At 64.3% G+C, this 25,649-nt stretch carries 28 protein-coding genes; 15 read left to right on the top strand and 13 right to left on the bottom strand.

Going from position 1 to position 25,649, the window contains the following annotated elements:
- Positions 1-75 precede the first annotated feature (75 nt).
- Positions 76-1,053 (bottom strand): NADPH:quinone reductase, encoded by a 978-nt coding sequence (locus RT028_RS01540; protein WP_312931645.1) that lies wholly within the window; start codon positions 1,051-1,053, stop codon positions 76-78.
- Positions 1,054-1,203: 150 nt separating this feature from the next.
- On the opposite strand from RT028_RS01540, the gene hemF reads away from it, so the two are divergent.
- Both hemF and aroE read left to right on the top strand, forming a co-directional pair.
- Positions 1,204-2,127 carry an oxygen-dependent coproporphyrinogen oxidase gene (gene hemF / locus RT028_RS01545; protein ID WP_312931647.1) on the top strand — a complete coding sequence of 308 codons (924 nt, stop codon included), beginning with the start codon at positions 1,204-1,206 and terminating at the stop codon, positions 2,125-2,127.
- A gap of 16 nt (positions 2,128-2,143) precedes the next feature.
- The gene (aroE, locus tag RT028_RS01550; protein ID WP_312931649.1) at positions 2,144-2,968 is read left to right on the top strand and encodes a shikimate dehydrogenase; all 825 of its coding nucleotides are present in this window, start codon (positions 2,144-2,146) and stop codon (positions 2,966-2,968) included.
- A gap of 26 nt (positions 2,969-2,994) precedes the next feature.
- Here the strand turns inward: aroE and RT028_RS01555 are convergent, their stop codons facing one another.
- The 3 genes from RT028_RS01555 to betC form a co-directional block, all read right to left on the bottom strand.
- Positions 2,995-4,560 (bottom strand): SulP family inorganic anion transporter, encoded by a 1,566-nt coding sequence (locus tag RT028_RS01555; RefSeq protein WP_312931651.1) that lies wholly within the window; start codon positions 4,558-4,560, stop codon positions 2,995-2,997.
- 230 nt (positions 4,561-4,790) lie between these two features.
- Positions 4,791-5,717, bottom strand: a complete 927-nt coding sequence (gene choX, locus RT028_RS01560; RefSeq protein WP_312931653.1) for a choline ABC transporter substrate-binding protein — start codon at positions 5,715-5,717, stop codon at positions 4,791-4,793.
- Between the two features lie 14 nt (positions 5,718-5,731).
- The gene (gene betC / locus RT028_RS01565; protein ID WP_312931656.1) at positions 5,732-7,249 is read right to left on the bottom strand and encodes a choline-sulfatase; all 1,518 of its coding nucleotides are present in this window, start codon (positions 7,247-7,249) and stop codon (positions 5,732-5,734) included.
- A gap of 109 nt (positions 7,250-7,358) precedes the next feature.
- On the opposite strand from betC, the gene RT028_RS01570 reads away from it, so the two are divergent.
- Together RT028_RS01570 and RT028_RS01575 are read left to right on the top strand one after the other, a co-directional pair.
- Entirely contained in the window at positions 7,359-8,261 is a 903-nt protein-coding gene (locus RT028_RS01570) for a choline sulfate utilization transcriptional regulator (RefSeq protein WP_312931777.1), read from the top strand.
- 47 nt (positions 8,262-8,308) lie between these two features.
- Positions 8,309-8,641, top strand: a complete 333-nt coding sequence (locus tag RT028_RS01575) for a DOPA 4,5-dioxygenase family protein (protein WP_312931658.1) — start codon at positions 8,309-8,311, stop codon at positions 8,639-8,641.
- A 9-nt stretch (positions 8,642-8,650) separates the two neighbouring features.
- Here RT028_RS01575 and RT028_RS01580 read toward each other — a convergent pair whose 3' ends face one another.
- From RT028_RS01580 to trpB, 3 genes are all read right to left on the bottom strand, one after another.
- Complete coding sequence (locus tag RT028_RS01580; protein ID WP_312931660.1) at positions 8,651-8,992, bottom strand: hypothetical protein; 342 nt, start codon at positions 8,990-8,992, stop codon at positions 8,651-8,653.
- 115 nt (positions 8,993-9,107) lie between these two features.
- A complete protein-coding gene (gene trpA, locus RT028_RS01585; protein ID WP_312931662.1) occupies positions 9,108-9,914 on the bottom strand; it encodes a tryptophan synthase subunit alpha in 807 nt (268 codons plus the stop codon).
- On the bottom strand, positions 9,911-11,128 hold the full coding sequence (gene trpB, locus RT028_RS01590; protein ID WP_312931664.1) for a tryptophan synthase subunit beta: 1,218 nt from the start codon (positions 11,126-11,128) through the stop codon (positions 9,911-9,913). The genes trpA and trpB overlap by 4 nt, the downstream gene beginning before the upstream one ends.
- A 108-nt stretch (positions 11,129-11,236) precedes the next feature.
- On the opposite strand from trpB, the gene RT028_RS01595 reads away from it, so the two are divergent.
- Positions 11,237-12,133: a LysR family transcriptional regulator gene (locus RT028_RS01595; RefSeq protein WP_312931666.1), complete on the top strand. Its 897-nt coding sequence runs from the start codon at positions 11,237-11,239 to the stop codon at positions 12,131-12,133.
- Positions 12,134-12,145: 12 nt separating this feature from the next.
- Here the strand turns inward: RT028_RS01595 and RT028_RS01600 are convergent, their stop codons facing one another.
- Positions 12,146-12,469: a DUF883 family protein gene (locus RT028_RS01600; protein ID WP_312931668.1), complete on the bottom strand. Its 324-nt coding sequence runs from the start codon at positions 12,467-12,469 to the stop codon at positions 12,146-12,148.
- A 150-nt stretch (positions 12,470-12,619) separates the two neighbouring features.
- Here RT028_RS01600 and RT028_RS01605 point away from each other — a divergent pair, with 150 nt between their 5' ends.
- Both RT028_RS01605 and RT028_RS01610 read left to right on the top strand, forming a co-directional pair.
- Positions 12,620-12,835 carry a dodecin gene (locus RT028_RS01605; RefSeq protein ID WP_312931670.1) on the top strand — a complete coding sequence of 72 codons (216 nt, stop codon included), beginning with the start codon at positions 12,620-12,622 and terminating at the stop codon, positions 12,833-12,835.
- Positions 12,836-13,098: 263 nt separating this feature from the next.
- On the top strand, positions 13,099-13,320 hold the full coding sequence (locus RT028_RS01610; protein WP_312931676.1) for a DUF1161 domain-containing protein: 222 nt from the start codon (positions 13,099-13,101) through the stop codon (positions 13,318-13,320).
- 55 nt (positions 13,321-13,375) lie between these two features.
- On the opposite strand, the gene RT028_RS01615 is transcribed toward RT028_RS01610, so the two are convergent.
- A complete protein-coding gene (locus RT028_RS01615; protein ID WP_312931699.1) occupies positions 13,376-14,380 on the bottom strand; it encodes an LLM class flavin-dependent oxidoreductase in 1,005 nt (334 codons plus the stop codon).
- Between the two features lie 204 nt (positions 14,381-14,584).
- Here RT028_RS01615 and RT028_RS01620 point away from each other — a divergent pair, with 204 nt between their 5' ends.
- Together RT028_RS01620 and RT028_RS01625 are read left to right on the top strand one after the other, a co-directional pair.
- Positions 14,585-15,016, top strand: a complete 432-nt coding sequence (locus RT028_RS01620; protein ID WP_312931701.1) for an OsmC family protein — start codon at positions 14,585-14,587, stop codon at positions 15,014-15,016.
- 73 nt (positions 15,017-15,089) lie between these two features.
- Positions 15,090-15,323, top strand: coding sequence for a DUF1161 domain-containing protein (locus RT028_RS01625; protein ID WP_312931704.1), 234 nt, complete (start codon positions 15,090-15,092; stop codon positions 15,321-15,323).
- Between the two features lie 48 nt (positions 15,324-15,371).
- On the opposite strand, the gene RT028_RS01630 is transcribed toward RT028_RS01625, so the two are convergent.
- Positions 15,372-15,785: a hypothetical protein gene (locus RT028_RS01630; RefSeq protein WP_312931706.1), complete on the bottom strand. Its 414-nt coding sequence runs from the start codon at positions 15,783-15,785 to the stop codon at positions 15,372-15,374.
- Positions 15,786-15,837: 52 nt separating this feature from the next.
- A complete protein-coding gene (locus tag RT028_RS01635; RefSeq protein ID WP_312931708.1) occupies positions 15,838-16,251 on the bottom strand; it encodes a hypothetical protein in 414 nt (137 codons plus the stop codon).
- A gap of 81 nt (positions 16,252-16,332) precedes the next feature.
- Here RT028_RS01635 and RT028_RS01640 point away from each other — a divergent pair, with 81 nt between their 5' ends.
- Complete coding sequence (locus RT028_RS01640; RefSeq protein WP_312931779.1) at positions 16,333-17,424, top strand: aminopeptidase; 1,092 nt, start codon at positions 16,333-16,335, stop codon at positions 17,422-17,424.
- Here RT028_RS01640 and RT028_RS01645 read toward each other — a convergent pair.
- Positions 17,414-18,064, bottom strand: coding sequence for an HAD family hydrolase (locus RT028_RS01645; protein ID WP_312931710.1), 651 nt, complete (start codon positions 18,062-18,064; stop codon positions 17,414-17,416). The two genes, RT028_RS01640 and RT028_RS01645, sit on opposite strands and share 11 nt — an antisense overlap.
- Positions 18,065-18,104: 40 nt before the next feature.
- The gene (locus RT028_RS01650; protein ID WP_312931712.1) at positions 18,105-18,653 is read right to left on the bottom strand and encodes a gamma carbonic anhydrase family protein; all 549 of its coding nucleotides are present in this window, start codon (positions 18,651-18,653) and stop codon (positions 18,105-18,107) included.
- Positions 18,654-18,757: 104 nt separating this feature from the next.
- Here RT028_RS01650 and prlC point away from each other — a divergent pair, with 104 nt between their 5' ends.
- The 5 genes from prlC (at position 18,758) to RT028_RS01675 (ending at position 25,609) form a co-directional block, all read left to right on the top strand.
- Complete coding sequence (prlC, locus tag RT028_RS01655; RefSeq protein ID WP_312931714.1) at positions 18,758-20,809, top strand: oligopeptidase A; 2,052 nt, start codon at positions 18,758-18,760, stop codon at positions 20,807-20,809.
- Positions 20,806-21,090, top strand: a complete 285-nt coding sequence (locus RT028_RS01660) for a YheV family putative zinc ribbon protein (protein WP_312931716.1) — start codon at positions 20,806-20,808, stop codon at positions 21,088-21,090. The genes prlC and RT028_RS01660 overlap by 4 nt, the downstream gene beginning before the upstream one ends.
- A gap of 724 nt (positions 21,091-21,814) precedes the next feature.
- Positions 21,815-22,873, top strand: coding sequence for a PA0069 family radical SAM protein (locus tag RT028_RS01665; RefSeq protein ID WP_312931718.1), 1,059 nt, complete (start codon positions 21,815-21,817; stop codon positions 22,871-22,873).
- 291 nt (positions 22,874-23,164) lie between these two features.
- The gene (locus RT028_RS01670; protein ID WP_312931720.1) at positions 23,165-23,884 is read left to right on the top strand and encodes a carbonic anhydrase; all 720 of its coding nucleotides are present in this window, start codon (positions 23,165-23,167) and stop codon (positions 23,882-23,884) included.
- 207 nt (positions 23,885-24,091) lie between these two features.
- On the top strand, positions 24,092-25,609 hold the full coding sequence (locus RT028_RS01675; protein WP_312931781.1) for a SulP family inorganic anion transporter: 1,518 nt from the start codon (positions 24,092-24,094) through the stop codon (positions 25,607-25,609).
- Positions 25,610-25,649 lie beyond the last annotated feature (40 nt).

Genomic DNA, 25,649 nt, shown 5'->3' on the forward strand with positions numbered 1-25,649 from the left:
TCGCTGTCTGACAGACCGTATTTCGAGCGCCACCCTCGCCGCTAACGCTCAGGTCCACGACGGCGAACCGACCCGTTATGGCACCAGGACCGTCGAGCCCATCGTGCGCCGCGCCGACAACTCGGCCTGCGCCTTGGCCGCATCACGCAGCGCGAACTGCTGCTGCACGTCCACCTTCACCTTGCCGCTGGCGATCATGGCGAACAGATCGTCGGCCATGGCCTGGGTGTTTTCCGGGGTGTTGGCGTAGGTCGCCAGGGTTGGCCGAGTGACGTACAGCGAGCCCTTCTGCGACAGGATGCCAAGGTTCACGCCGCTGACCGCGCCGGAGGCATTGCCGAAACTGACCATCAGCCCACGCGGTTGCAGACAATCGAGCGAGGTCAGCCAGGTATCGGCGCCTACCCCGTCATACACCACCGGCACTTTCTGCCCATCGGTCAGTTCCAGTACCCGCTTGGCCACGTCCTCGTGGCTGTAGTCGATGGTTTCCCAAGCGCCCAGCGCCTTGGCCCGTTCGGCCTTCTCGGCGCTGCTCACGGTCCCGATCACCTTCGCGCCCAGCGCTGCCGCCCACTGGCAGGCCAGCGAGCCGACGCCCCCGGCGGCGGCGTGGAACAGAATCACTTCGCCCGGCTTTACGGCGTAGGTCTGCTTGAGCAGGTATTGCACCGTGAGGCCCTTGAGCATCACTGCAGCGGCCTGCTCGAAACTGATGGCGTCCGGCAGCTTGACCAGATTGGCTTCAGGCAAGGTGTGCACTTCGCTGTACGCGCCCAATGGCCCAGTGGCGTAGGCCACGCGCTCGCCGACCTTGAAGCGGGTCACGCCCTCGCCCACCGCCTCGACCACACCGGCCCCTTCAGTGCCCAGCCCGGAGGGCAGAGACGGCGGTGCATACAGACCGTTGCGGAAATAGGTGTCGATGAAATTCAGGCCAATGGCGTGGTTGCGCACGCGCACCTGTTGCGCGGCCGGTGGGGCGGGGTCGAATTCGACCCATTGCAGGACCTCGGGGCCGCCGTGCTGGCTGAACTGGATTCGCTGGGCCATGGTTCACTCCGGTAGACAGTGGGGTGGAAGACAGTGGGTGCAGACAAGCCCTCTATCGGACGCCTTTGCTTGATGCCCGTCAACTGCGACGCGTCCTGGCCCGGTGGTATGCTACCCGGCGAATGTTTTCCTCCCCTTCCAGGTGATCCAATGTCCAGCCGCACCGAGGCCGTGAAGGCCTACCTGCTCGATCTGCAAGACCGCATCTGTTCTGCCCTGGAGCGTGAAGACGGCGGCGCCCGCTTCGTCGAAGACGCCTGGGTGCGTGAAGCAGGCGGCGGCGGGCGCACGCGGGTGATCGGCGAGGGCAAGGTCATCGAGAAGGGCGGCGTGAATTTTTCCCACGTGTTCGGCACGGGCCTGCCGCCGTCGGCCAGCGCTCACCGCCCCGAGCTGGCCGGGCGCGGCTTCGAAGCCCTGGGTGTGTCGCTGGTGATCCACCCACACAGCCCGCACGTGCCCACTTCCCACGCCAACGTGCGCTTCTTCATCGCCGAAAAAGAAGGTGAGGAAGCGGTCTGGTGGTTTGGTGGCGGCTTTGACCTGACCCCGTACTACGGCCACGAGGAAGACTGCATCCACTGGCACCGGGTGGCCGAACAGGCCTGCGCACCCTTTGGCGCCGACGTCTACCCGCGCTACAAGGCCTGGTGCGACCGCTACTTCCACCTCAAGCACCGCGGCGAGCCGCGCGGCATCGGCGGGCTGTTCTTCGACGACCTCAACGAATGGGGCTTCGACACCTGCTTCGCCTTCATCCGCGCCATCGGTGATGCCTATGTGGAGGCGTACCTGCCGATCGTGCAGCGCCGCAAGCACCTGCCCTTCACGGCCGAACAGCGGGCATTCCAGGAGTTTCGCCGTGGCCGTTACGTGGAATTCAACCTAGTGTATGACCGCGGCACGCTGTTCGGCCTGCAGTCGGGCGGGCGTACCGAGTCGATCCTCATGTCGCTGCCGCCACAGGTGCGCTGGGGCTACGACTGGAAACCGGCGCCAGGCAGTGAAGAAGCGCGCCTGACCGACTACTTCCTGCAAGACCGCGACTGGCTGACCGAGCCAACCTGTGGATAACCGAGGAGCCCTGCCCATGGACCAATACGTTGTTTTCGGTAACCCCATCGGTCACAGCAAGTCGCCGCTGATCCAGCGACTGTTCGCCGCGCAGACCGGTGAAGACCTTGCCTACACCACACTGCTGGCGCCGCTCGATGAATTCACCGACTGCGCGCTGGGCTTCTTCAAGCTCGGCCAGGGTGCCAACGTGACCGTGCCGTTCAAGGAGGAGGCTTATCGCCTGTGCGACAGCCTCACCGCCCGCGCCCAGCGCGCAGGGGCGGTGAATACCCTGAGCAAGCTCGCTGACGGCAGCCTGCGCGGTGACAACACCGACGGGGCTGGCCTGGTGCGTGACCTTACACTCAACGCCGGGCTCGACCTGACCGGCAAGCGCATCCTCATTCTCGGGGCCGGCGGCGCGGTGCGCGGCGTACTTGAACCGATCCTGGCGCTGCGCCCGCAATCGCTGGTGGTGGCCAACCGCACCGTGGAAAAGGCCGAGCAACTGGCCCACGAGTTCGCCGACCTGGGGCCGATCGTGGCCAGCGGCTTTGCCGGGTTGCACGAACCCGTTGACCTGATCATCAACGCCACCTCCGCGAGTCTGGCCGGCGAGCTGCCGCCGCTGGCCGACAGCCTGGTCGAATCCGGCCGCACGTTCTGCTACGACATGATGTACGGCAAGGCACCCACGCCGTTCTGCCTCTGGGCCGAACGCCTGGGCGCTGCCAAGGTGCTCGACGGCCTGGGCATGCTGGTGGAGCAGGCCGCGGAAGCGTTCCATGTCTGGCGCGGCGTGCGGCCGCAGACCGGGCCGGTGCTCGCCGAGCTGCGTCGGCAACTGGCCCTCGGCTGATGACCCGTGAGTGACGCCCGGTCCGTTCAGTCCCTGAACAGGATCGGGCAGGCCTCGGTGCCTTCGAGCTTCTGTAATTCCTCGATCACCTGCACCGGCGCCCTCAGCAGCGTCAGGCTGCCGCCAGTGCGGTTCAGGCGGCGGGCTTCACGGTGCAGCATGTCCACGCCGGAATAGTCGATGAAGTTGATCTGCCGGGCATCGATCACCACATGCGGGCCCTGGCAGCGCTGCAGGCGCACCTGCAGGTAATGGGCGGCGCCGAAGAAGATCGAGCCGCCTACGCGCAACAGGTCGGTGTCGCCGTCACGGCTCTGCAGCAGGCGTGGCCGCGAGGTGCGCTTGAGGTAGAAGAACAGCGACGCCAGCACCCCTGCATAGATCGCCGTCTGCAGTTCCAGCAGCAAGGTGGCGGCGGCGGTGAGCAGCATCACCAGAAACTCCGAGCGGCTCACCCGGAACAACGCCCGCACGGCGCGGTGATCGATCAGGCCCCAGCAGATCAGCAGAATGCTGCCCGCCATGGCCGGGATCGGCAGGTGCGCGATCAGCCCGGCCCCCACCATTGCGAACACGGCCACCCACAACGCCGAGCACACCCCGGCCATCGGCGAGCGCGCCCCGGCCTCGAGATTCAGCCCGGAACGGGTGAAGGAGCCGGCAGACAGGTAACCGGAAAAAAACGCACCGACCATGTTCGACACACCCTGCCCGCGAATTTCCTGGTCGGCATCGACCAGTTGCTCGGAGCGCGCCGACAGCGAGCGGGCAATCGACAGGCTGGTGACCAGGCCCAGCATGCCCACCGCCACCGCACTGGGCAGCAGTCGCAGGATCAGTTCGATGTCCAGCAGTGGCAGCGGGCTGAGCGGCGGTAACTGGCCGGTGAACGCTGGCACCCGCGGCACATGGCCAAACAGGCTCGGCAGCGCCCAGGCCACCAGGCTGACCGTCACCAGGCTGATCAGCAAACCCGGCCAGCGCGGGCGCAGCAGTTTTATCCACAGGCCGATGAGCAGGGTGGCCAGCCCAAGGGACAGTGACGGCACGTCTACCTCACCGGCATGGCTGAGCAACGCCTGCAGCGATTTCAGTGCGGTAGCCTCACTTGGCAGGTCGAGGCCCAGCAGGTTTGGCAGTTGGCCCAACGCGATGACCACTGCCGCACCCAGGGTGAAGCCCAGCACCACCGACTGCGAGACGAAGTTGACCACGGTGCCGAAGCGCAACAAGCCCAGCAACCACTGGAAGATGCCGGCCAGAAAGGTCAGCAACAGCACCAGGGTCACGTAATCATCGCTGCCGCTGAGCGCCAGCGGGCTGATGCTGGCGTACAGCACGATGGAAATGGCGGCAGTCGGGCCGCAGATCAGGTGCCACGACGAGCCCCACAGGCAAGCGATGATCACCGGAACGATGGCGGCGTAGAGGCCGTACTCGGCAGGCAGGCCGGCGATCAGCGCGTAGGCAATCGACTGCGGCAACGCCAGGATGGCGCCACTCAGGCCTACCAGCAGGTCCTGCCCCAGGCTGCGGCGAGACTGATGCGGCAGCCAGGCGAGAAAGGGCAGCAGGCGGGTCAGGCGGTGCATGGGCAGTCGATCCACAGGCGAGGTGTACCGGAGGGTGGATGGCGGGCGCATCCAGTGCAAGTACCGGTCTGCGCCTCGCCCATGAACAGGCTCTGTACGAAAAGCCCTGATACCTGGTCTTGCTTCGTTGAAAACAGGTGGGGCGCCTGGTCTGGGAAGCGGGCTGTGACGCAGTGCCCCCGCCTGTTTTCACTCGGCATGACCGTTGTCGCAGGGCATTTCACCTGGCCCTACAGCGCAGACTTGACTGCACTCAGCCCATCGCCGCCATCTTTGCGCGTGACCCCGGCCAGCCAGGCATCGAGCACCTGTGGATGCGCCTTGACCCAGGCCCTGGCAGCCTTGTCGACGCTGACCTTCTTGTCCACCACCTCGGCCATGATGGCGTTCTCCATCTCCAGGGTGAAACTCAGGTTGCTCAGCAGCTTGGCCGGATTGGGGCACTGTTTCGCGTAGTTATTGCGCACCAGCGTATAGACCTGCCCCTGTTTGCCGAACCACTGCTCGCCCCCGGTGAGGTAGTGCATCTTCAGCTGCACGTTCATCGGGTGCGGCGTCCAGCCGAGGAAGGTGATGAACTTCTTGTTCTTAACAGCCTTTTTGACCTGGGTGAGCATGGCCTGTTCGCTAGATTCCACCAGCGTCCATTTGCCCAGGTTGAAGGTGTTCTTGTCGATGATGTCCTTGAGCGACAGGTTGGCCGGGGAGCCTGCGCTGATGCCATAGAGTTTGCTGTCGAACTTGTCGGCGTTCTTCTGCAGGTCGGCAAAGTCCTTCACCCCCGCCTCCCACACGTAGTCCGGCACGGCCAGGGTGAACTCGGTGCCATCCAGGTTCTGCGACAGCCGTTGCACTTCGCCGCTGGCGACGAACTTGTCGTGGAAACCCTGCTGGGCCGGCATCCAGTTACCAAGGAACGCATCGACTTTGCCGTCCTTGAGCCCGCCGTAGATGATCGGCACGGCCAGGCTGTCGATCTTTACCTTGTAGCCGAGGTTCTCCAGCAGCAGGCGGGCAACGGCGTTGGTCGAGGCGATGTCGCTCCAGCCCGGGTCGGCCATTTTCACCGTGTCGCACTGGGCATCGCTGGCTGCGTGAGCTGCGGTGGCGCCAAGGCCGAGGGCCAGGGCGACGAAGACTGCAGGGTATTTGCTCATGAAGGTCTCTCTGTTCAATCCAGGGGGGCGGGCTGTGGATAACGTGCCTTGCGCTCGAGGTCGTCGAGATCGATGTGGTTACGCATGTACTGCTGGCTGGCATCCACCCAGGGTTGGTGGTCCCAGCTGGTCAGCTTGCCGATGGCCAGGGCCTGGCCAACCAGGCGCCGACGACGCTGGCTGGCCAGCACTTGCTGGCGCAGCGCTGGAACGTCCCAGCGTTGCCTGGCTTCGTCGACGAATGCCTGCAGCAGCGCCTGATGGTCGGCGCTGCCGGTGAGGTTCTCCCGCTCGTGCGGGTCGCGGCTCAGGTCGTAGAGTAGACAAGGGTCGTCTTCGCTGTACACGAACTTGTAGTCGCCGCGGCGAATCATCATCAGCGGGCCGACCGTGCCTTCAGCCATGTACTCGCCGATCACCTCGTCATGCCCGCCCTGCCCTTGCAGGTGGCCGAGCAACGAGCGGCCATCGAGATGAAGATCAGGCTCGACCGCGCCCCCGGCCAGTTCCACCAGGGTGGGCAGCAGGTCGCAGGTCGAGACCGAGGCGGCAACCCGCGCGGCCGGGAAGTGCTTCGGCGCATGGACCAGCAGCGGCACCCGCGCCGACATCTCGAACCAGTGCATCTTGTACCAGAGGCCCCGCTCGCCGAGCATGTCGCCGTGATCGCCCGAGAACACGATCAGGGTGTCGTCCGCCAGGTTGCACTCTTCCAGCGTGGCGAGCAGCTTGCCGATGTTGTCATCGATGTAACTGCAGGCGCCGAAGTAGGCACGGCGGGCATCGCGGACCTTGCTTGCGGGCAGCGGCTTGTCCCACAGGTCGTAGACCTTCAGCAGCCGCTGTGAATGCGGGTCCTGCGCGTGCTGGTCGAGGCTGTCGCGGGGCATGGGAATGTCGACGTCCTGGTACAGGTCCCAGTAGCTGCGGGGAATGGTGTAGGGGTCGTGAGGGTGGGTCATCGACACGGTCAGGCAGAAAGGCCGGTCGTCGTCCTCACGCACTCGGTCGTAGAGGTACTGGCGCGCCTTGAACACCACTTCTTCATCGAAATCCAGCTGATTGGTGCGCACGCACGGGCCGGCCTGCAGCACCGAGGCCATGTTGTGGTACCAGCTCGGGCGCTCGTCCGGTGCGTCCCAGTTCACCGCCCAGCCGTAGTCGGCCGGGTAGATGTCACTGGTCAGGCGTTCTTCGTAGCCGTGCAGCTGGTCCGGGCCGCAGAAATGCATCTTGCCCGACAGCGCTGTGTGGTAGCCCAGGCGGCGCAGGTAGTGGGCGTAGGTGGGAATGTCGGCGGGAAAGTCGGCGGCGTTGTCGTAGGCGCCGATGCGGCTGGGCAACTGGCCACTGACCAGCGTGAAGCGCGATGGCGCACACAGCGGGCTGTTGCAGTAGGCCGAATCGAACACCACAGCGTGCTCGGCCAGCCTGGCCAGGTGAGGCATCTTGATCGGTGACTCACCGTAGATCGGCAGCAGCGGCGCCGCCATCTGGTCGGCCATGATGAACAGGATATTGGGTCGCTTCACGGTCGCCTTCCATCGTCAACGGTTATGGGGAGTGCTTGCCGTCGAGCATGGAGCTGTGGATAACTGCGGTAAAGCCCATGGCGGGCAATGACTGGGATTAGCCATGCTTATGTTTGAACACCTGGCACAGTTGTCGCTGGACACCTTGCGCGTGTTCGAGGCGGCAGCCCGTTTGCGCAGCTTCACGGCAGCAGCGCTGATGCTGGGCACCACCCAGCCCGCCATCAGCCAGCAGATCAAGCGTCTGGAGGCGCAGCTGGACACGCGGCTGTTCGACCGGGTGTACCGCGGTATCGAGTTGACTGAAGCCGGGGCCGCGTTGTTCGAGCAGGTGCACCTGGGCTTGCAGGCGCTGGAAGAAGGCGTGGCCCAGGCCAGCGGTCGTGGCCAGCGCGAGGTGCTGCAGGTCGCCACCGACTTCGCGTTCGCCGCGTTCTGGTTGATGCCTCGCCTGCAACGGTTCCACGCGGCTTATCCACAGGTCGATGTCAGCCTGGTGACCAGCGAGCGTGGTCAGGCCATGCTGCGACCGGACATCGACGTCGCGGTGCTGTTTGGCGATGGGCGGCTGCACCAGGGCGAGAGTCGCTGGTTGTTCGACGAAGAGGTGTACCCGGTGTGCAGCCCGCGTCTGAGCGGCGGCCAGGGGTGGTCTGCCGCCGCGCTGCAGCAGCTGCCGTTGCTGCATCTGCGCGGCCAACAGGCGAGCCGCTGGTTCGACTGGGCCGGCCTGTTTCGCGGCTATGGCGTGACAACGCCGCCGCCGCCCGGGCAACTGCGTTTCGACAACTACACCCTGCTGATCCAGGCCGCCATTGCCGGCCAGGGCGTGGCCATCGGCTGGCGGCATCTGGTCGATGGGCTGATCGAGCAAGGCTTGCTGTGTCGGCCGCTCGCAGGCAGCCTGCGCTCGGCGCACGGTTATTACGTGCTGCTGCCACCACGCAAGCGCCGCAGCGCACTCATCGAACGTTTCGTCGACTGGCTGGAGCAGGAGCGTGCGCTTCAGTGATACTGGCGTTCAGCTATAAAGTTCAGCCATTCAAGCCAGGGGCCAACGTGCAGAGAATCAAGGGTTACCACGCCCACGTGTATTACGACGCCTCCACCTTCGAGCGCGCCCGCGAGTTGTGCGAAGAAGCCACGCGGCTGTTTCCGGTGAGCATGGGCCACATGCACCAACGGCCGGTGGGCCCGCATCCAGACTGGAGTTGTCAGCTGTCGTTCGGCCCGGAAGTGGTCGGTGTGGTGCTGCCGTGGCTGGCGCTGTACCGCAATGGCCTGGTGGTGTTTCTGCACCCGGTGACGGGGGACGACCTGGCCGATCACCGCGATCACGCAATCTGGATGGGCGCGGTCAGGCCGCTGAAGCTGGCGATGTTCGGCGGGTGAAGTGCTCGGTCAGGGCCGCAGGGTCAATGTGATCTCGACTTCATCATCGTTGCGGTAACGGCAGAGCGGCGGATACAGATGGAGCACCGCATTGATCAGCGTCAGCGTTTGCAGGTTGGCCTCGTTCGCTGACTCGACGAAGCCTGCCCATTCACCACTGCGACTCCAGGCGCTGTAGTGATAACCCATGACGGTAGGACCGCCCTCCGAGCACTTGCCCATTCTGGTTTCTGCACCTTGGGCCTGGGTGATCGAAGCAGGTGGCGGACATTCGAATGGCGGATCGGCCGTGGCGGCCACTAGGGGTTCAGCCACGGTAACCGCCAAGGCAATGCAGATCATCAGGCGCATAGCGAGCGTTCCTTCAGCGGAGGAATGGCTAGCGTGGTGTGGGCACCGGGATTGCGCTACTGGCAAAAATGACAGCCCCGCGACCGATCAACGGTCACGGGGCTGGGCGCTGGGTTCAGCGTGCCTTGCGCACGCCTTCTGCCAATGCCGAGCACAGGCTCAGCACATCGTCTACGGCCTGGCCGTCATGCTCGGCCTGGGCGATCTTGTCGACCAGTGCCGAACCCACCACTACGCCATCCGCCAACCGCGCGATGGCAGCGGCCTGCTCAGGCGTACGGATGCCAAAGCCCACACTGATGGGCAGGTCGGTGTGCCGACGCAGGCGGGCAACGGCGCTTTCGACATGCTCGCTGGTGGCCGAACCGGCTCCGGTGACACCCGCCACCGACACGTAGTAGACGAAGCCCGAGCTGCGCTCAAGGACGCGCGGCAGGCGAGCGTCGTCGGTGGTTGGCGTGGTCAGCCGGATGAAGTCGATGCCGGCTGCCTGGGCCGGAGTGGCCAGCTCGCCGTCATGCTCGGGCGGCAGGTCGACGATGATCAGGCCATCGACGCCGGCTTCCTTGGCATCGGCCACGAAACGTTGAACGCCGAAACGGTGGATCGGGTTGTAGTAGCCCATCAGTACGATCGGCGTGGTCTGGTTGCCGGTGCGGAACTCGCGAACCATCTGCAGGGTTTTCGCGAGGTTCTGGCCGGCCTCGAGGGCGCGCAGGGTGGCGAGCTGAATCGCCACGCCATCGGCCATCGGATCGGTGAACGGCATGCCCAGCTCGATCACATCGGCGCCAGCGTCCGGCAGGCCTTTGAGGATCGCCAGGGAGGCGTCGTAGCCCGGGTCACCGGCGGTGACGAAGGTCACCAGGGCTGCGCGGCCTTCGGCCTTCAGGTCGGCGAAACGTTGTTCGAGACGGCTCATGCCTGCTTCTCCTGGTCGGCCATGTGGTTCATCACGGTCTGCATGTCTTTGTCACCGCGCCCGGACAAGCACACCACCATCAGGTGATCCTTGGGCAAGGTAGGCGCGCGGCGCATGGCTTCGGCCAGGGCGTGAGCGGTTTCCAGGGCAGGAATGATGCCTTCCAGGCGGCAGCTGGCGTGGAAGGCGTCGAGCGCCTCGTGGTCGGTGATGCTGACGTATTCGACCCGCTTCACCTCGTGCAGGAACGCGTGCTCCGGGCCGATGCCGGGGTAGTCCAGGCCGGCGGAGATCGAGTGGGCATCGGTGATCTGGCCGTCGTCGTCCTGCAGCAGGTAGGTGCGGTTGCCGTGCAGCACGCCCGGCACACCGCCGTTGAGGCTGGCAGCGTGCTTGTCGGTGCTCACGCCATGGCCGCCGGCTTCCACGCCGATGATCTGCACGCTGGCGTCGTCAAGGAACTCATGGAACAGGCCCATGGCGTTCGAGCCACCGCCCACGCAGGCCACCAGGCTGTCGGGCACGCGGCCTTCCTTTTCCTGCATCTGGGCACGGGTTTCCTTGCCGATGATCGACTGGAAGTCACGCACCATGGCGGGGTACGGGTGCGGGCCGGCGACCGTACCGATCAGGTAGAAGGTGTCTTCGACATTGGTGACCCAGTCACGCAGGGCCTCGTTCATGGCGTCTTTCAGGGTGCCGGTACCGGCAGTCACCGGCACGATTTCAGCGCCCAGCAGCTTCATGCGGAACACGTTGGCCTGCTGGCGCTCGATGTCGGTGGCGCCCATGTAGATCACGCAAGGAATGCCAAAACGCGCGGCGACGGTGGCGGTAGCCACACCATGCATGCCGGCGCCGGTTTCGGCGATCAGGCGCTTTTTACCCATGCGCCGGGCCAGCAGCACCTGGCCGATGCAGTTGTTAACCTTGTGTGCGCCGGTGTGGTTGAGCTCTTCGCGCTTGAAGTAGATCTTCGCGCCGCCGCAGTGCTCGGTCAGGCGTTCGGCGAAATACAACGGGTTGGGACGGCCAATGTAATCACGCTGGAAGTACGCCAGCTCTTCGAGAAACGCTGGATCGGCCTTGGCGGCTTCGTATTCGCGGGCAAGGTCGAGTACCAGCGGCATCAGGGTTTCTGCCACATAGCGGCCACCGAATGCGCCGAACAGGCCGTTGGCATCAGGGCCGGCGCGGTATTGAGTCTGGGTCATGGGGGCTCCAGGGCGTGATGAATGAGTGATGGGCTTTACTCTACCCACGCCAGCGCCCGCTGAAAACCGATAAGATTGCGCAAACCTGTCAGGAAAACTCACAAGTCCATGGCCGATGATCTCCCTCCCCTGAATGCCTTGCGTGCCTTTGAAGCGACCGCCCGACTCAACAGCGTCAGCCAGGCCGCCGAAGCGCTGCATGTTACCCACGGCGCGGTAAGCCGGCAGATCAAGGTGCTCGAAACGCACCTGGGCGTCGCGCTGTTCGTGAAAGACGGGCGCGGCATCAAACTCACAGATGAAGGGCTGCGGCTGCGCGACGCCAGTCGTGAGGCATTCGACCGGTTGCGCAGCGTCTGTACGCAACTGGGCCGCGCTGGGCGCGAGGCGCCGTTCGTACTGGGGTGCTCGGGAAGCTTGCTGGCCCGTTGGTTCATTCCGCGCCTGGGCCGGCTCAGAGCCGATCTGCCAGCGCTGCGTCTGCATCTGTCTGCCGGTGAAGGCGATCTCGACCCGCGCCGCCCCGGTCTGGACGCGCTGCTGGTTTATGCCGAACCGCCGTGGCCGGTCGACATGCATGTGCATGTGCTACTCGAAGAGCGCATTGGCCCGGTACTGAGCCCGCATTTCGCCGGCTTCGTGCGGCTGCATGAGGCGCCCGTAACGGCGCTGCTCGATCAATCGCTGCTGCACACCACCTCAAGGCCGCAGGCGTGGCCTAGCTGGGCGCAGGAGCAGGGGCTGGCGGCCGCGCAGTTGCAACTGGGCCAGGCGTTCGAGCACCTGTATTACCTGTTGGAGGCGGCAGTGGCGGGATTGGGTGTGGCGATTGCGCCGGAGCCTCTGGTGGCCGATGACATCCGGGCAGGCCGGCTGGCGGCGCCGTGGGGCTTTACCCCAACGAAGGCTGCCTTGGCACTGTGGGTGCCGCGGCGCGCCGCAGACGGGCGCGCCGAGCAACTGGCGCAGTGGCTGCGCTGCGAGTTGCAGCGCCAGCTCAGTTGAGCGCCAGCTCGATCAGTCGCGGCGGCAGATCAGCCAGGCAGCCAGCAAGCCCAGGGCGCCAATCGCAACGCCAGCGGTGGCCAATGGGCGCTCTTGAGCGTAATCGCGGGCAGCGATGCCGGTTTCCTTGGTGCGGGTCTTCACTTCTTCGTAGGCATCGCTGATCAGGCCGCGGGAATGACGCAGGGCGTTTTCGGCATTGCCACGGATCGCCTTGATGGTCTTGTGCGACTCGTCAGTGGCGTCGTGCTTGAGGGTCTCCAGAGTGCTGAGCAGGCTTTCGATCTCGGCTTCCATGCTTTCCAGCGACGTCTTGCGCAGTGAGTTGCGAGCCATGGTGTTGCTCCTTAGCAGTGGTAGGGGATGTACGGAATGCGACTGCGAGCCTGCGCGAAAGTGCAATCGAACTTTTTCCTTCCGATACGGCTCGCAGGAAGACCAGGCCTGCGTCGCCAGGCACCGTCAAGCCATCCTAGGAGCATGTTCATGAGTGATCATCACACTTACAAGAAAGTCGAACTGGTCGGATCGTCGCGCACCAGCATCGAAGACGCGATCAACAATGCCCTGGCAGAGGCCAGCAGCAGCCTGAAGAACATGGAGTGGTTCGAGGTGACGGAAACCCGTGGCCACATCGAAGACAACAAGGTCGGCCATTTTCAGGTCACCTTGAAAGTCGGCTTCAAGATCGTTCAAAGCTGAGGAGTCCCTTGCCTGAGCGTGACACTGCTGTGGCTCGATGCCCTGTTCCGCTGGGTGACGCGTTGCAGTGTTGAACGTCTTTGCGTGGGAGACAGCGGTTCGTTCGCGTAGGGTTGCCTGGCAGCCTCTCGCGAGCTACCGCGCTCTGCGGTTCTGGCTGTATCCGTCATGTGGAATGCTGCGCACGCGTTTGCCGGAGCGCCATTCCCAAGACCAGGTCTACCGTTGTAATCCGATTTTCATCTGTACAAGGAAAGCCGTTGATGAAGAAGTTGCTATTGGCCTCTGGCCTGATGATGTTGGCGACCGGTGCTCTGGCAGCCGGCAAACCGTGCGAAGAGCTCAAGGCGGAGATCGCCGCCAAGCTCGATGCCAAAGGGGTGCAGCACTACACCCTGGATGTGGTCGACAAGGGCACACCTGAAGGCAAGGTCATCGGTAGTTGCGAAGGTGGAACCAAGGAAATCGTCTACCGTCGCGATTGAATCGAGGGTCGAGCTTTAGCGTCAAGGCGTGGCCGCCAGGCCACGCACTTAGCTATCAGGCCTGCTTGAGCGCCTGCGCCAGCAGTTCGTACGACCGCAACCGGTCGGCGTGCTCATACAGGTCACAGGTAAAGATCAGCTCGTCTGCGCCGGTCTGTTCCAGCAACACGTCCACCTTCGCCTTGACCTTCTGTGGGCTGCCGATCATCGCCAGGCCGAGGAAACTGCTGACCGCTTCGCGCTCATGGGGCAGCCACAGGCCGTCCATGCTCTTGACCGGTGGGCGCTGCATCAGGCTCTGCCCGCGCATCAGCGCCAGAATCCGCTGGTACACCGACGTGGCCAGGTACTCGGCGTGCTCATCGGTTTCGGCCACCACCATCGGCACGCCGAGCATGACGTAGGGCTTGTCCAGCACCGTCGAGGGCTTGAAGTGGTTACGGTAGGTGCGGATCGCTTCATGCAGGTAGCGCGGCGCAAAATGCGAGGCGAAGGCGTAGGGCAATCCGCGCATGCCCGCCAATTGCGCGCTGTACAGGCTCGAACCGAGCAGCCACAGCGGCACATCGGTGTCATACCCCGGCACGGCGATCACTTTTTGATCATCGGTACGCGGGCCGAGGTAACGCGACAGTTCTTCGACGTCTTCGGGAAAATCATCTGCGCTGCCGGAGCGTTCCCGGCGCAGCGCGCGGGCGGTCATCTGGTCCGAGCCTGGGGCGCGCCCCAAGCCCAGGTCGATACGGCCCGGATACAGGCTGGCCAGGGTGCCGAACTGCTCGGCGATGACCAGCGGGGCGTGGTTGGGCAGCATGACCCCACCCGAGCCCACGCGAATGCTCGAGGTGCCACCGGCCAGGTAACCGATCAGCACCGCCGTGGCGGAACTGGCAATGCCATCCATGTTGTGGTGCTCGGCCACCCAGAAGCGGTTGTAGCCCAGGCGTTCGGCGTGGCGGGCGAGGTCGAGCGAATTGTGCAGCGACTGTGCGGGCCCGGCGTCATCACGCACGGGCACCAGGTCGAGCACTGAATAGTTGAAGTCGGACAAAGCCGTCATGGGAGCCTCCGCTGAAAATGGTGGGCTTGGGCCCTGTACGCAAAAAGCCTGCGATTGGGCAGGCGTTTTGCGTACAGGGCCGATGCCCTTATGACTCAGTATGGGCAGAATCGGTCGATTCAATGCTGGGGCAGGGATTGGTCTGAACTTGCTGTCAGAGGTGTCCTCTGATTTTCAGTACTTCACCACTATCCAGGAGGCATCATGAGCATCAAGAAGACTGCATCGGCGATCTGGGAAGGCGACGTCAAAAAAGGTAAGGGTCAGCTGTCCACTGAAAGCGGCGCGCTGAAGCACAACCCCTATGGCTTCAATACCCGCTTTGAAGGCCAGGCAGGCACCAATCCTGAAGAGTTGATCGGCGCGGCGCATGCCGGCTGCTTCTCGATGGCCCTGTCGATGATGCTGGGCGAATCCCAGCTGACCCCGGAGCGCATCGACACCAAGGCCGAAGTGACCTTGGAAAAACAGGACGGCGGTTTTGCCATCACCGCGATTCACCTGACCTTGCAAGCCAAGGTGCCCGGCGCGACTGACGCGCAGTTCAAAGAGATCGCCAACAAGGCGAAGGAAGGCTGCCCGGTGTCGAAGGTGCTGAACGCCAAGATCACCCTGGACGCCACCCTGGTGTCCTGATCACGGCAACTGGAACGGCTTGCTGTAGTCTACTGCGTATCGGCAGCTCGCCTGCCACTACCGGAGCCGTTCCATGATTCGCCTCGCAATCGCTGTGCTGGCATCCCTGATGGCAACTGTCACTTTGGCGGCGCCCAAGCCGTGCGAAGAACTCAAGGCCGAGATCGAGGCCAAGATCCAGGCCAGCGGTGTGACGTCCTATACCTTGGAAATCGTCCCCAACGGCGAAGTGTCCGACCCCAACATGGTGGTGGGCAGCTGTGACAATCAGACCCAGAAGATCATTTACCAGAAAAACGATCAGTAACGCCTGATCGGACCGCCCGGCCTCGTATTCGAGGCCGGGCATTTTCATTCATGGCACGCAAAAGATGCGACTGGCTTCGTCGACCAGCACGGTGCGCTGCGCGTCGTACAGGTAGATCCGCGGCTGCATGGCCGGCGCGCGGGCCTCGAGGCGGTAGCGTTCACCGGCCTTGAACTGATTGAAGCGCACGGTCAGGTAACAGGTGCGGTCGGTGGGGTTGGTGGAGATCCCGCCCGAGTACACCTCATAGTCGAAACGCACCACGAGCTCGTGCTTGCCGGGGCTCACCTGAAAATAACGGCCATCGTTCAGACGCTCGCCATCCAGGCGATCGGCCATCAGCAGTCGGCCAGGGGTAATGGTGTAGAGGTCTACCCAGGCCTGTTTCGGATCGACGGGCGGCAGCGGGCTGGCGCACCCTCCCAATACGGTGAAGGCGAGCAGCATCATGGGCTGGCGCATGGTCAATCTCCTCAGGGGGTCACGCTTGCAGCATAGCGCCAAACCGTGCGTATCACGTACGTTGGCAACCGGCCGGCAGCCCCTGGCCGATCAGCTTCTGGCGCTCATCGTAAAGCTTGATCCACGGATGAAAGCCCGTGTTGCCCGCCTGCAAACGGTAACGCTCACCGGCGTTGAAATCCTTGAAGGACACATTGAGCTGGCAATCACGCTGCAGCGGCGCATCGACGGCGCCGATGTTGCTCGGTGCCACGGCAAACTGATAGCGCACGGTCAGCTCATGCTTGCCCGGTGGTACTTCGAAATAGCGCGTGTCGGCCCAGTCCCGCTCATCGACCTGCACGGCATCGAGCGAGGTGTCTTCGTGGGGCGCCAGATCGATCCAGGCTTGTTGCGGATCAGGATCAGGCAGTGTGGAACACGCAGATAGCAGCAACAGGCTGCTGACGGTAACCAGCGTACGCATGGCAAAGCTCCCCCGGGGCAAGATAGGCTTGGATGCATTGGCCATTGAGCGAGATCGACACCCTTGAAGCTTCGACTGTTTCTGTTCGAGCGCTCTGGCCGCGGGGCTCTGGACTGCATTTTCAGGTGCTTTGTTCCCGCCTTCGCGGTGCTTCTGCTGAGCGGTTGCAGCGCCTTGGGCTACTACGGCCAACTCGCCGAAGGCCAGTGGCAGCTGCTGCGCACCCGCCAGCCGGCGGCCCGCGTGGTGGCTGATCCACGCACCCGCCCTGCCCTGCGTCAGCACCTGCAACGTGCCGAAGCCGCCCGCGTTTTTGCCAGCCAGCACCTGCACTTGCCAGACAACCAGAGCTACCGGGTGTACGCCGACCTGGGCCGACCCTTCGTGGTGTGGAACGTGTTCGCGACCCCTGAGCTGTCATTGCAGCCGATCACCCACTGCTTTCCCATCGCCGGGTGCGTGGCCTATCGCGGGTACTACCGCCAGGGGGCTGCTCGTGGTGCGGCGGCGCTGCTGCGTCAGGACGGATTGGACGTGTACGTCGGCGGTGTGGAGGCCTATTCGACCTTGGGCTGGTTCGATGACCCGATCCTGTCTTCGATGCTCGGCTGGGGTGATGAGCGCCTGGCCACGCTGATCTTCCACGAGCTGTCGCACCAGCAGGTGTATGTGCAGGACGACACCGCCTTCAACGAGTCCTACGCCACCTTCGTCGAGCAGGAAGGCACCCGCCAGTGGCGCGCCGCGCGTGGCTTGAAGGCCGTCAGCGACGAGGGTCTGCGCCAGCGCGAGCAGTTCATTCACCTGGTATTGGCCAGCCGCGCGCGACTCGAATTGATTTACGCAGGCCCCGAGGATGACATCGCCAAGCGGGCGGCCAAACAGGCTGAATTCGCGCGCTTGCGCGCCGACTATCGACAGCTGCGCGATGGCCAGTGGCACGGCGACGGCCGATACGATGCCTGGATCTACGGCCCCTTGAACAACGCCAAGCTGCTGCCCTTCGGCCTCTACGATCAGTGGGTGCCGGCATTTGCCGCAGTATTCAAGCAGGTCGATGGTGACTGGCAACGCTTTCATCGGCGCGTTGCCGAACTGGGGCGGCTGCCAGCGGCGGTGCGTACCGCGCAGTTGCAGCAGCTTGCCCCACCGCGCCAGGCCGTCAGCGACTGACGAAGGCCTGATGCAGCTGCGCCAGGGTCTCGAAGTGGAAGGCCGGCGCCTCGGCCTGCAGCTCTTCAGGGGTGCCGAACCCATAGCCCACCGCCGCCGCTTGCAGGCCATTGCTGCGCGCGCCGATGAGGTCATGCTTGCGGTCGCCGATCATCAGGGTCTGGGCGGGGTCCAGGCCTTCCTCATCGAGCAGGTGGCGGATCAGCTCGACCTTGTTGGTGCGGGTGCCATCCAGTTCGCTGCCGTAGATCACCTTGAAATGCTGATCGAAGGCGAAGTGCCGGGCGATCTCGCGGGCGAACTCCCACGGCTTGGAGGTGGCGATGTACAGCGTGCGGCCCTGCTCGCCCAGCGCCGACAGCAGCTGCGGAACGCCGGCGTAGACCTGGTTCTCGTACAGCCCGGTGACACGGAAGCGCTCGCGGTAGAAATTCACCGCCTCCCAGGCCTTGGCCTCGTCGAAGCCGTAATTGAGCATGAAGGCTTGCAGCAGTGGCGGGCCGATGAAATGTTCCAGGCGCGCCAGGTCCGGCTCGTCGATGCCCAGCTTGGCCAACGCGTACTGGATCGAGCGGGTGATGCCCAGGCGCGGGTCGGTGAGCGTGCCGTCGAGGTCGAAGAGAATGTTTTGCTGGTGCATGTGGGGCGTGTCCAATCAGTGAATGCGTTGACGCGAAGCGTCACTCGGGGCGGTCGAAACCCTCGGCCAGGTGCTGGTCCTTGAGCTTGACGTAATTGCCGGCGGTGTAGGTGAAGAAGGCCCGCTCCTTGTCGGTGAGGGGGCGGCTGGCCTTGGCCGGGCTGCCCACGTAGAGGAAGCCGCTGGCCAGGCGCTTGCCCGGCGGCACGAGGCTGCCCGCGCCGATGATCACGTCGTCTTCGACCACTGCGCCGTCCATCACGGTGCTGCCCATGCCCACCAGAATGCGGCTGCCCAGGGTGCAGCCGTGCAGCATGACCTTGTGCCCGATGGTCACGTCATCGCCGATCAACAGGGGAAAGCCATCGGGGTTGAAGGGGCCGGCGTGGGTGATGTGCAGCACGCTGGCATCCTGCACGCTGGTGCGCGCGCCGATGCGGATGCGGTGCATGTCGCCGCGAATCACGGTCAGTGGCCACACCGAGCTGTCTTCGCCGATCTCGACGTCACCGATGACGACCGCCGAGCGGTCGACGAACGCGCGAGCGCCCAGGTGGGGTGTGTGCTGGGAAAATGAGCGAATGGCCATGGAAATAGTGCCTCTCTTGCAGACTCATAGGCAGGCTGCTTGCTGCGGTCGGCGTCGATTGTAATTAAGATGGGCCAGTGTTTCTTCTGCCAAGGTGCCAAACCGTGAGTGCGACCAACCCGCTTCTGCAGTCCTATGACCTGCCGCCCTTCTCGCTGATCCGCGCAGAGCACGTGCTGCCAGCGGTCGAGCAGATCCTGGCCGACAACCGCGCCGCCATCGCTCGCATCCTGGAAACCCAGGCCCAGCAACCGACCTGGGCCGGACTGGTCCTGGCCATGGACGAGCTCAATGACCGCCTGGGCGCCGCCTGGAGCCCGGTCAGCCACCTCAATGCGGTGTGCAACAGCAGCGAACTGCGCGAAGCCTACGAGGCTTGCCTGCCCGCATTGAGTGCCTATTCCACCGAACTGGGGCAGAACCGTGCGCTGTTCGAGGCCTACCAAGCCCTGGCCAACAGCCCGGAAGCCGCTGGCTTCGACCAGGCGCAGAAAACCATCCTGGAACAGGCCCTGCGCGATTTCCGTCTGTCGGGTATCGACCTGCCGGCCGAACAGCAACAGCGCTACGGTCAGGTGCAAAGCAACCTCAGCGAGCTGGGCAGCCGTTTCTCCAACCAACTGCTCGATGCCACGCAGGCCTGGAGCAAGCACGTCACCGACGACGCCATGCTGGCCGGGCTGCCGGATTCGGCCAAGGCGCAGATGGCTGCCGCCGCCCAGGCCAAAGGCCTCGACGGCTGGCTGATCACCCTGGAATTCCCCAGCTACTACGCGGTGATGACCTACGCCAGCGACCGCGCCCTGCGTGAAGAGCTGTATGCCGCCTATTGCACCCGTGCCTCGGACCAGGGCCCGAACGCCGGCCAGTTCGACAACGGCCCGTTGATGCAGGACATCCTCGACCTGCGCCAGGAACTGGCGCAGTTGCTCGGCTACCCGAACTACGCCGAACTCAGCCTGGCCACCAAGATGGCAGAGAGCAGCGACCAGGTGCTGAGCTTCCTGCGCGACCTGGCCAAGCGCAGCAAGCCCTTCGCCGCCCAGGACCTGGCCCAGCTCAAGGCCTATGCCGCCGAGCAGGGTTGCCCGGAACTGAGCAGCTGGGACGTCGGCTACTACGGCGAAAAACTGCGTGAGCAGCGCTACAGCGTGTCCCAGGAAGCGTTGCGCGCCTACTTCCCGATCGACACGGTGCTGACCGGCCTGTTCGCCATCGTCCAGCGCCTGTACGGCATCGAGATTGCGGAGCTGAAAGGCTTCGACAGCTGGCACCCGGACGTACGCCTGTTCGAGATCAAGGAAAATGGCCAGCACGTTGGCCGCTTCTTCTTCGACCTCTATGCCCGCGCCAACAAGCGCGGCGGCGCCTGGATGGACGGCGCCCGCGACCGTCGCCGCACTGCCGCAGGCGAGCTGCAAAGCCCGGTGGCCAATCTGGTGTGCAACTTCACCCCTGCCGAAGCCGGCAAGCCTGCGCTGTTGACGCACGATGAAGTCACCACGCTGTTCCACGAATTCGGCCACGGCCTGCATCACCTGCTGACCCGCATCGAGCACGCCGGTGTGTCGGGCATCAACGGCGTGGCCTGGGACGCCGTCGAGCTGCCCAGCCAGTTCATGGAAAACTGGTGCTGGGAGCCCGAAGGCCTGGCGCTCATTTCCGGCCACTACCAGACCCAGGCACCGCTGCCACAAGACCTGCTCGACAAGATGCTCGCGGCGAAGAACTTCCAGTCGGGCATGATGATGGTGCGCCAGCTGGAGTTCTCGCTGTTCGACTTCGAGCTGCACGCTACCCACGGTGATGGTCGCGATGCGCTGCAGGTGCTCGAAGGCGTGCGCGATGAAGTCACGGTGATGCGTCCACCGGCCTACAACCGCTTCCCCAACAGCTTCGCGCACATCTTCGCCGGCGGTTACGCGGCGGGTTACTACAGCTACAAATGGGCTGAAGTGCTGTCGGCCGATGCGTTCTCGCGCTTCGAAGAAGACGGCGTGCTCAATGCCGAGACCGGCCGTGCGTTCCGTGAAGCGATCCTGGCCCGTGGCGGCTCGTTGGCGCCGATGCTGTTGTTCGTCGACTTCCGTGGGCGCGAGCCGTCCATCGATGCCCTGTTGCGCCACTGCGGCCTCAGCGAGGCCGCTGCGGCATGAGCGAGGTGGCTGTCATGAAGACCAAGAAGCGCTTCATCGCCGGGGCGGTCTGCCCGGCGTGCAGTGAGCCGGACAAACTGATGATGTGGAACGAAGACGGCACCCCGCACCGTGAGTGCGTGGCCTGCGGCTTCAGCGACACGCTCAACGAGCAGGGCCTGTCGGTGCCCAAGGAGCTGGGCACGCGGGTCAATCACCTCGCGCCCAAGGCCGTACCGGTGCAGGTGGGGCAGCCGGTGCAGTTCTTCCCCAATCCGAAGCTGAAGAAACCCACGGAGTAACTGCCCTGTGCCGCCCTTGCGGGCGGCACAACGGCGCTTGCGCCTGGGCGGCAGATAGTCAACGCATCCGCCGCTACCCTTCCCCGCATGCTCCAGCGCTCATTCCACAGCGCACTGGAGCGTTTCATGCACCCGACCCTCTGCTGCAACCCAGCGCAGTACCGGTCGACTACCCGCAGGTCACACTGGAAAACGCCGGTGAGGCCTTCGAGTACGCACTCACGGCTCACCGTGACGGCATCGCCCAGCTGATCCAGAGCCAACATCATCTGCCCACCTGGGACGACCTGGTGCTGGCCGTCGATGTCTCGATGCGCAACTGATGGGCGTGCTCATCGCGCTGTCTCCTCTGGTCTATCGCGGCGAATGGGCCGTGCAACGGGTAAGGGCCTGCACGTCGCGCTGCTGGAACCTGGCGCTGCCCAGCCGCTGCATGAGAGCCTGCGGGCGTTCCTCGGGCGTGAACCGAACGCCGATGCTTTACTGAGCTGGCATGGGCTGGTGCCGCTCGGTCAGGTTTGCAGCGACCCGGACAGGTCCGATCGCGCAGCGCGGGCAGTGGCCTGTCCCATCGCGTCTGCCCGGCTGGCTCGCGCTGATGACGCCGCAGTCGGCTCTGCACTCGCCGGACGAAGCCGCACTTCACGTCGGTGCCGCTGATCAGCGGTGCTGGAGGGCCCACGTAAAAGGCGATACTGTATGTGCATACAGTCAAGAGGTTGCCATGATTCCACCAGCACCCCAGAAGGGCCGTGGTACGGCCCACAACCCGCACAACCGCTTCGCCCCCAGCCAGTCCGTGGCGCTGGACGACGGCTGGCACCAGGAAGTGCCGGTGACCCAGGGCACTGAAGTGCGCATCGAGCGGGCCAAGTCCATCATTGCCCGCAATACCTCCCCCGACTTGCCGTTCGACCGCTCCATCAACCCTTATCGCGGTTGCGAGCACGGCTGTATCTACTGCTATGCCCGACCCAGCCACGCCTACTGGGACCTCTCCCCCGGGCTGGATTTCGAAACCAAGCTGATCGCCAAGACCAACGCTGCCGAGGTGCTCGAACAGCAATTGAGCAAACCGGGCTACGTGTGCGCACCCATCAACCTGGGCGCCAATACCGATCCCTATCAACCCATCGAGCGCGAGCACCAGCTCAGCCGCCGGCTGTTGGACGTGCTCCTGCGCTTTCGCCATCCGGTGACCATCGTTACCAAGGGCTCGCTGGTGTTGCGCGACCTCGACCTGCTGAGCGAACTGGCCAGTCAGCGTCTGGTGCGGGTGATGATCAGCCTCACCACGCTGGATGATGGCCTCAAGCGCGTGCTGGAGCCCCGCGCCGCCGCGCCCACGGCAAGACTGCGAGCGATTCGCGTGTTGCGCGAGGCGGGCGTGCCGGTGGGGGTGCTCTGCTCACCGATGATTCCGATGATCAACGACAGTGAACTGGAGCGCTTGCTTGACGCCGCCCACGACGCCGGCGCGCAGAGCGCGGCCTACATGATGCTGCGCCTGCCGCTGGAAGTGGCGCCGTTGTTCGAGCAGTGGTTGCAGGATCATTACCCGCAGCGCGCCAGCCATGTGCTGAGCCTGATCCGCCAGAGCCGGGGCGGCGAGCTGTATGACAGCCGCTTCGGATCACGGATGCGTGGTGAGGGGGTGTTTGCCGAATTACTGGAACAACGCTTTCGCAAGGCGTCGCGGCGGTTGGGGTTTGCCGGGCGCGAGGCCCTGGCGCTGGACTGCACGGCGTTTGCGCCGCCGGGGGAGCAATTGGCGTTGTTCTAAGGGAATGACGAAGTGGTTACCACAGGCAAACTATTCATAACCAATAATTCTACTAATGCCCCTTGGCGTCTGATGCTTTTTTGCTATTATCCAATTCCCGCCAAAGCGCTCTAGAACGCCCGTTCTAGGCCCCTCTTTATTAAGCTTCAGTTAAGTTTTCTTCTATAGCGTAGGAAATCACTCCACACCGGCTGTGATTAATTACCCGTGCGTGTCATCTAAATCCCCGCATAGCCCTGATCTTTCATCGGTAACATGGACCGTACGCCACTACCGCCAAGAGGATGAATCATGCCCGTCAAGGACCCTAACAAGGCCGTACCGGCTGCACCCGCAGAGAGCGCTGACAGCGCGATGAAGCACATCGTCGATGGCTTTCTGCGGTTTCACACCGAAGTCTTCCCCGAGCAGCAGGAGCTGTTCAAGAAACTGGCCACTGCGCAAAAGCCGCGGGCGATGTTCATCACGTGTGCAGATTCGCGCATCGTCCCCGAGCTGATCACCCAGAGCTCGCCGGGCGATCTGTTCGTGACCCGTAACGTCGGTAACGTCGTGCCGCCGTATGGACAGATGAACGGCGGCGTTTCAAGCGCAATCGAGTACGCGGTCATGGCCCTGGGCGTGCACCACATCATCATCTGCGGGCATTCCGACTGCGGCGCCATGCGTGCGGTGCTCAACCCGCAGTCGCTGGCCAAGATGCCGACGGTCTCCGCCTGGCTGCGCCACGCCGAAGTGGCCCGGACCGTGGTGGAGGACAACTGCTCCTGCGGCACCGAGCACGAAAGCATGCAATTGCTGACCCGCGAAAACGTCATCGCCCAGCTGCATCACCTGCGCACGCACCCGTCGGTGGCTTCGCGCCTGGCCGCAGGCCAGCTGCACATCCATGGCTGGATCTATGACATCGAGACCAGCCAGATCGAAGCCTATGACGCTGCCGGCGACCGCTTCCTGCCGCTGACCGAAGGCGACTCGATTCCCTGCGCAACACCGAGAGGCCGCTACTAAGCGACCCCGTTACCTGCACATGCCTTGATAGCCGCCTGCACCCGCTGGGTGCGGCGCGGTCATTAGCCTTCCCTTGAAATGCCCTGTCTGTGCTGCCGGATTTTCCCCTGGCGGCTTGCGCCTGCGCGCCATTCAGGGATTTGCGTGCTATCGGCCAGCGCAATGGCCGAGATGTGAGAAAGGAGCGTCACGGTGAACGTCACACAGATGAAAGCGGCGCTGCCGCGTGAGTTACTGGCTTCGGTCGTGGTCTTTCTGGTTGCCCTGCCACTGTGCATGGGTATTGCCATTGCCTCGGGCATGCCGCCGGCCAAGGGCCTGATCACCGGCATCATTGGCGGGCTGGTGGTGGGTTTTCTGGCCGGCTCGCCGCTGCAGGTCAGCGGCCCTGCCGCAGGCCTGGCGGTGCTGGTCTTCGAGCTGGTGCGCCAGCACGGCATGGCGATGCTCGGGCCGATCCTGCTGCTGGCCGGCGTGCTGCAACTGCTGGCCGGGCGTTTTCGTCTGGGTTGCTGGTTCCGCGTCACGGCTCCGGCAGTGGTGTACGGCATGCTGGCCGGTATTGGCGTGCTGATCGTGCTGTCGCAGGTGCATGTGATGTTCGATGCCTCGCCACAGCCCTCAGGGCTGGAAAACCTCATGGGCTTCCCCGCGACGGTCATGGCGGCGCTGCCGCTGGAAAGCCCGGATGCCGGCTGGCAAGCCGGGCTGCTGGGGCTGGGCACCATCGCCCTGATGTGGGGCTGGGAGCGCTGGCGGCCGCAGCGCTTGCGCTTCGTGCCGGGCGCCTTGCTGGGCGTGGCCGCGATGACCGGCATCAGCCTGTGGCTGGCGCTGCCGGTGAACCGCGTGGTGGTGCCGGCGGACCTGTCCGAAGCCATCGACTGGCTGCGCTTCGATGACCTGCTCAAGCTGGCGGATCCTTCGCTGCTGGTCGCCGCCTTCGCGCTTGCCTTCATCGCCAGCGCCGAGACCCTGCTGTCTGCGGCGGCGGTCGACCGCATGCACAGCGGGCAGCGCTCGGATTTCGATCGCGAGCTGTCGGCGCAAGGCGTCGGCAACATGCTCTGCGGCTTACTCGGCGCCCTGCCGATGACCGGCGTGATCGTGCGCAGCTCGGCCAACGTCCAGGCGGGGGCGCAGACGCGGGCCTCGGCCATTCTGCATGGTGTGTGGCTGCTGGCCTTCGTGGTGGTGTTGAGCAGCGTGCTGCAGCAGATTCCCATCGCCAGCCTGGCCGGGGTACTGGTCTACACCGGTATCAAGCTGGTGGACTTCAAGGCGCTGCGCAGCCTGGGCCAATATGGCCGCATGCCGATGCTGACGTATGCGCTGACCGCGCTTGCGATCATCTTCACCGACCTGCTGACGGGCGTGCTGCTGGGCTTCGCCATGACCCTGGTGACCCTGGCACTCAAAGCGGCACGGCTGAAGATCAGCCTGGTGCAGTTGGACCGCACCGGCCACATGGAACTGCGCCTGACCGGCGCGGCCACCTTCCTCAAGGTACCGGCGCTGACGCAGGTGCTGGAGACGGTGCCGGCGGGCACGACGCTGCACGTGCCGTTGGGCAACGTCAGCTACATCGACCATGCGTGCCTAGAGCTGCTGGAAGACTGGGGACGCAGCAATGCGGCGCACGGCTCACGGCTATGGATCGAGCAGCGACGGTTGAAGCGCCGGATCGAGGGGCAGATACGCAGTTCGGCGGGGGCTGGGGCGTAGCGACTGGCGTCCGATACAGGTGTAAGCCTGTACCGGACGC

It is taken from the genome of Pseudomonas sp., assembly GCF_032058845.1.
GTDB lineage: Bacteria > Pseudomonadota > Gammaproteobacteria > Pseudomonadales > Pseudomonadaceae > Aquipseudomonas.

What these genes read in the sequence shown, in the direction of transcription:
- trpB (WP_312931664.1), bottom strand. Translation starts at nt 11,128, where the DNA reads ATGACCCAGACTCAATACCGCGCCGGCCCTGATGCCAACGGCCTGTTC.
- RT028_RS01610 (WP_312931676.1), top strand. Translation starts at nt 13,099, where the DNA reads ATGAAGAAGTTGCTATTGGCCTCTGGCCTGATGATGTTGGCGACCGGT.
- RT028_RS01660 (WP_312931716.1), top strand. Translation starts at nt 20,806, where the DNA reads ATGAGCGAGGTGGCTGTCATGAAGACCAAGAAGCGCTTCATCGCCGGG.
- RT028_RS01615 (WP_312931699.1), bottom strand. Translation starts at nt 14,380, where the DNA reads ATGACGGCTTTGTCCGACTTCAACTATTCAGTGCTCGACCTGGTGCCC.
- RT028_RS01555 (WP_312931651.1), bottom strand. Translation starts at nt 4,560, where the DNA reads ATGCACCGCCTGACCCGCCTGCTGCCCTTTCTCGCCTGGCTGCCGCAT.
- RT028_RS01570 (WP_312931777.1), top strand. Translation starts at nt 7,359, where the DNA reads ATGTTTGAACACCTGGCACAGTTGTCGCTGGACACCTTGCGCGTGTTC.
- RT028_RS01580 (WP_312931660.1), bottom strand. Translation starts at nt 8,992, where the DNA reads ATGCGCCTGATGATCTGCATTGCCTTGGCGGTTACCGTGGCTGAACCC.
- RT028_RS01675 (WP_312931781.1), top strand. Translation starts at nt 24,092, where the DNA reads ATGAAAGCGGCGCTGCCGCGTGAGTTACTGGCTTCGGTCGTGGTCTTT.
- RT028_RS01635 (WP_312931708.1), bottom strand. Translation starts at nt 16,251, where the DNA reads ATGCGTACGCTGGTTACCGTCAGCAGCCTGTTGCTGCTATCTGCGTGT.
- RT028_RS01645 (WP_312931710.1), bottom strand. Translation starts at nt 18,064, where the DNA reads ATGCACCAGCAAAACATTCTCTTCGACCTCGACGGCACGCTCACCGAC.
- RT028_RS01595 (WP_312931666.1), top strand. Translation starts at nt 11,237, where the DNA reads ATGGCCGATGATCTCCCTCCCCTGAATGCCTTGCGTGCCTTTGAAGCG.
- RT028_RS01670 (WP_312931720.1), top strand. Translation starts at nt 23,165, where the DNA reads ATGCCCGTCAAGGACCCTAACAAGGCCGTACCGGCTGCACCCGCAGAG.
- hemF (WP_312931647.1), top strand. Translation starts at nt 1,204, where the DNA reads ATGTCCAGCCGCACCGAGGCCGTGAAGGCCTACCTGCTCGATCTGCAA.
- choX (WP_312931653.1), bottom strand. Translation starts at nt 5,717, where the DNA reads ATGAGCAAATACCCTGCAGTCTTCGTCGCCCTGGCCCTCGGCCTTGGC.
- trpA (WP_312931662.1), bottom strand. Translation starts at nt 9,914, where the DNA reads ATGAGCCGTCTCGAACAACGTTTCGCCGACCTGAAGGCCGAAGGCCGC.
- RT028_RS01605 (WP_312931670.1), top strand. Translation starts at nt 12,620, where the DNA reads ATGAGTGATCATCACACTTACAAGAAAGTCGAACTGGTCGGATCGTCG.
- aroE (WP_312931649.1), top strand. Translation starts at nt 2,144, where the DNA reads ATGGACCAATACGTTGTTTTCGGTAACCCCATCGGTCACAGCAAGTCG.
- RT028_RS01540 (WP_312931645.1), bottom strand. Translation starts at nt 1,053, where the DNA reads ATGGCCCAGCGAATCCAGTTCAGCCAGCACGGCGGCCCCGAGGTCCTG.
- RT028_RS01620 (WP_312931701.1), top strand. Translation starts at nt 14,585, where the DNA reads ATGAGCATCAAGAAGACTGCATCGGCGATCTGGGAAGGCGACGTCAAA.
- RT028_RS01625 (WP_312931704.1), top strand. Translation starts at nt 15,090, where the DNA reads ATGATTCGCCTCGCAATCGCTGTGCTGGCATCCCTGATGGCAACTGTC.
- RT028_RS01650 (WP_312931712.1), bottom strand. Translation starts at nt 18,653, where the DNA reads ATGGCCATTCGCTCATTTTCCCAGCACACACCCCACCTGGGCGCTCGC.
- RT028_RS01630 (WP_312931706.1), bottom strand. Translation starts at nt 15,785, where the DNA reads ATGCGCCAGCCCATGATGCTGCTCGCCTTCACCGTATTGGGAGGGTGC.
- RT028_RS01600 (WP_312931668.1), bottom strand. Translation starts at nt 12,469, where the DNA reads ATGGCTCGCAACTCACTGCGCAAGACGTCGCTGGAAAGCATGGAAGCC.
- RT028_RS01665 (WP_312931718.1), top strand. Translation starts at nt 21,815, where the DNA reads ATGATTCCACCAGCACCCCAGAAGGGCCGTGGTACGGCCCACAACCCG.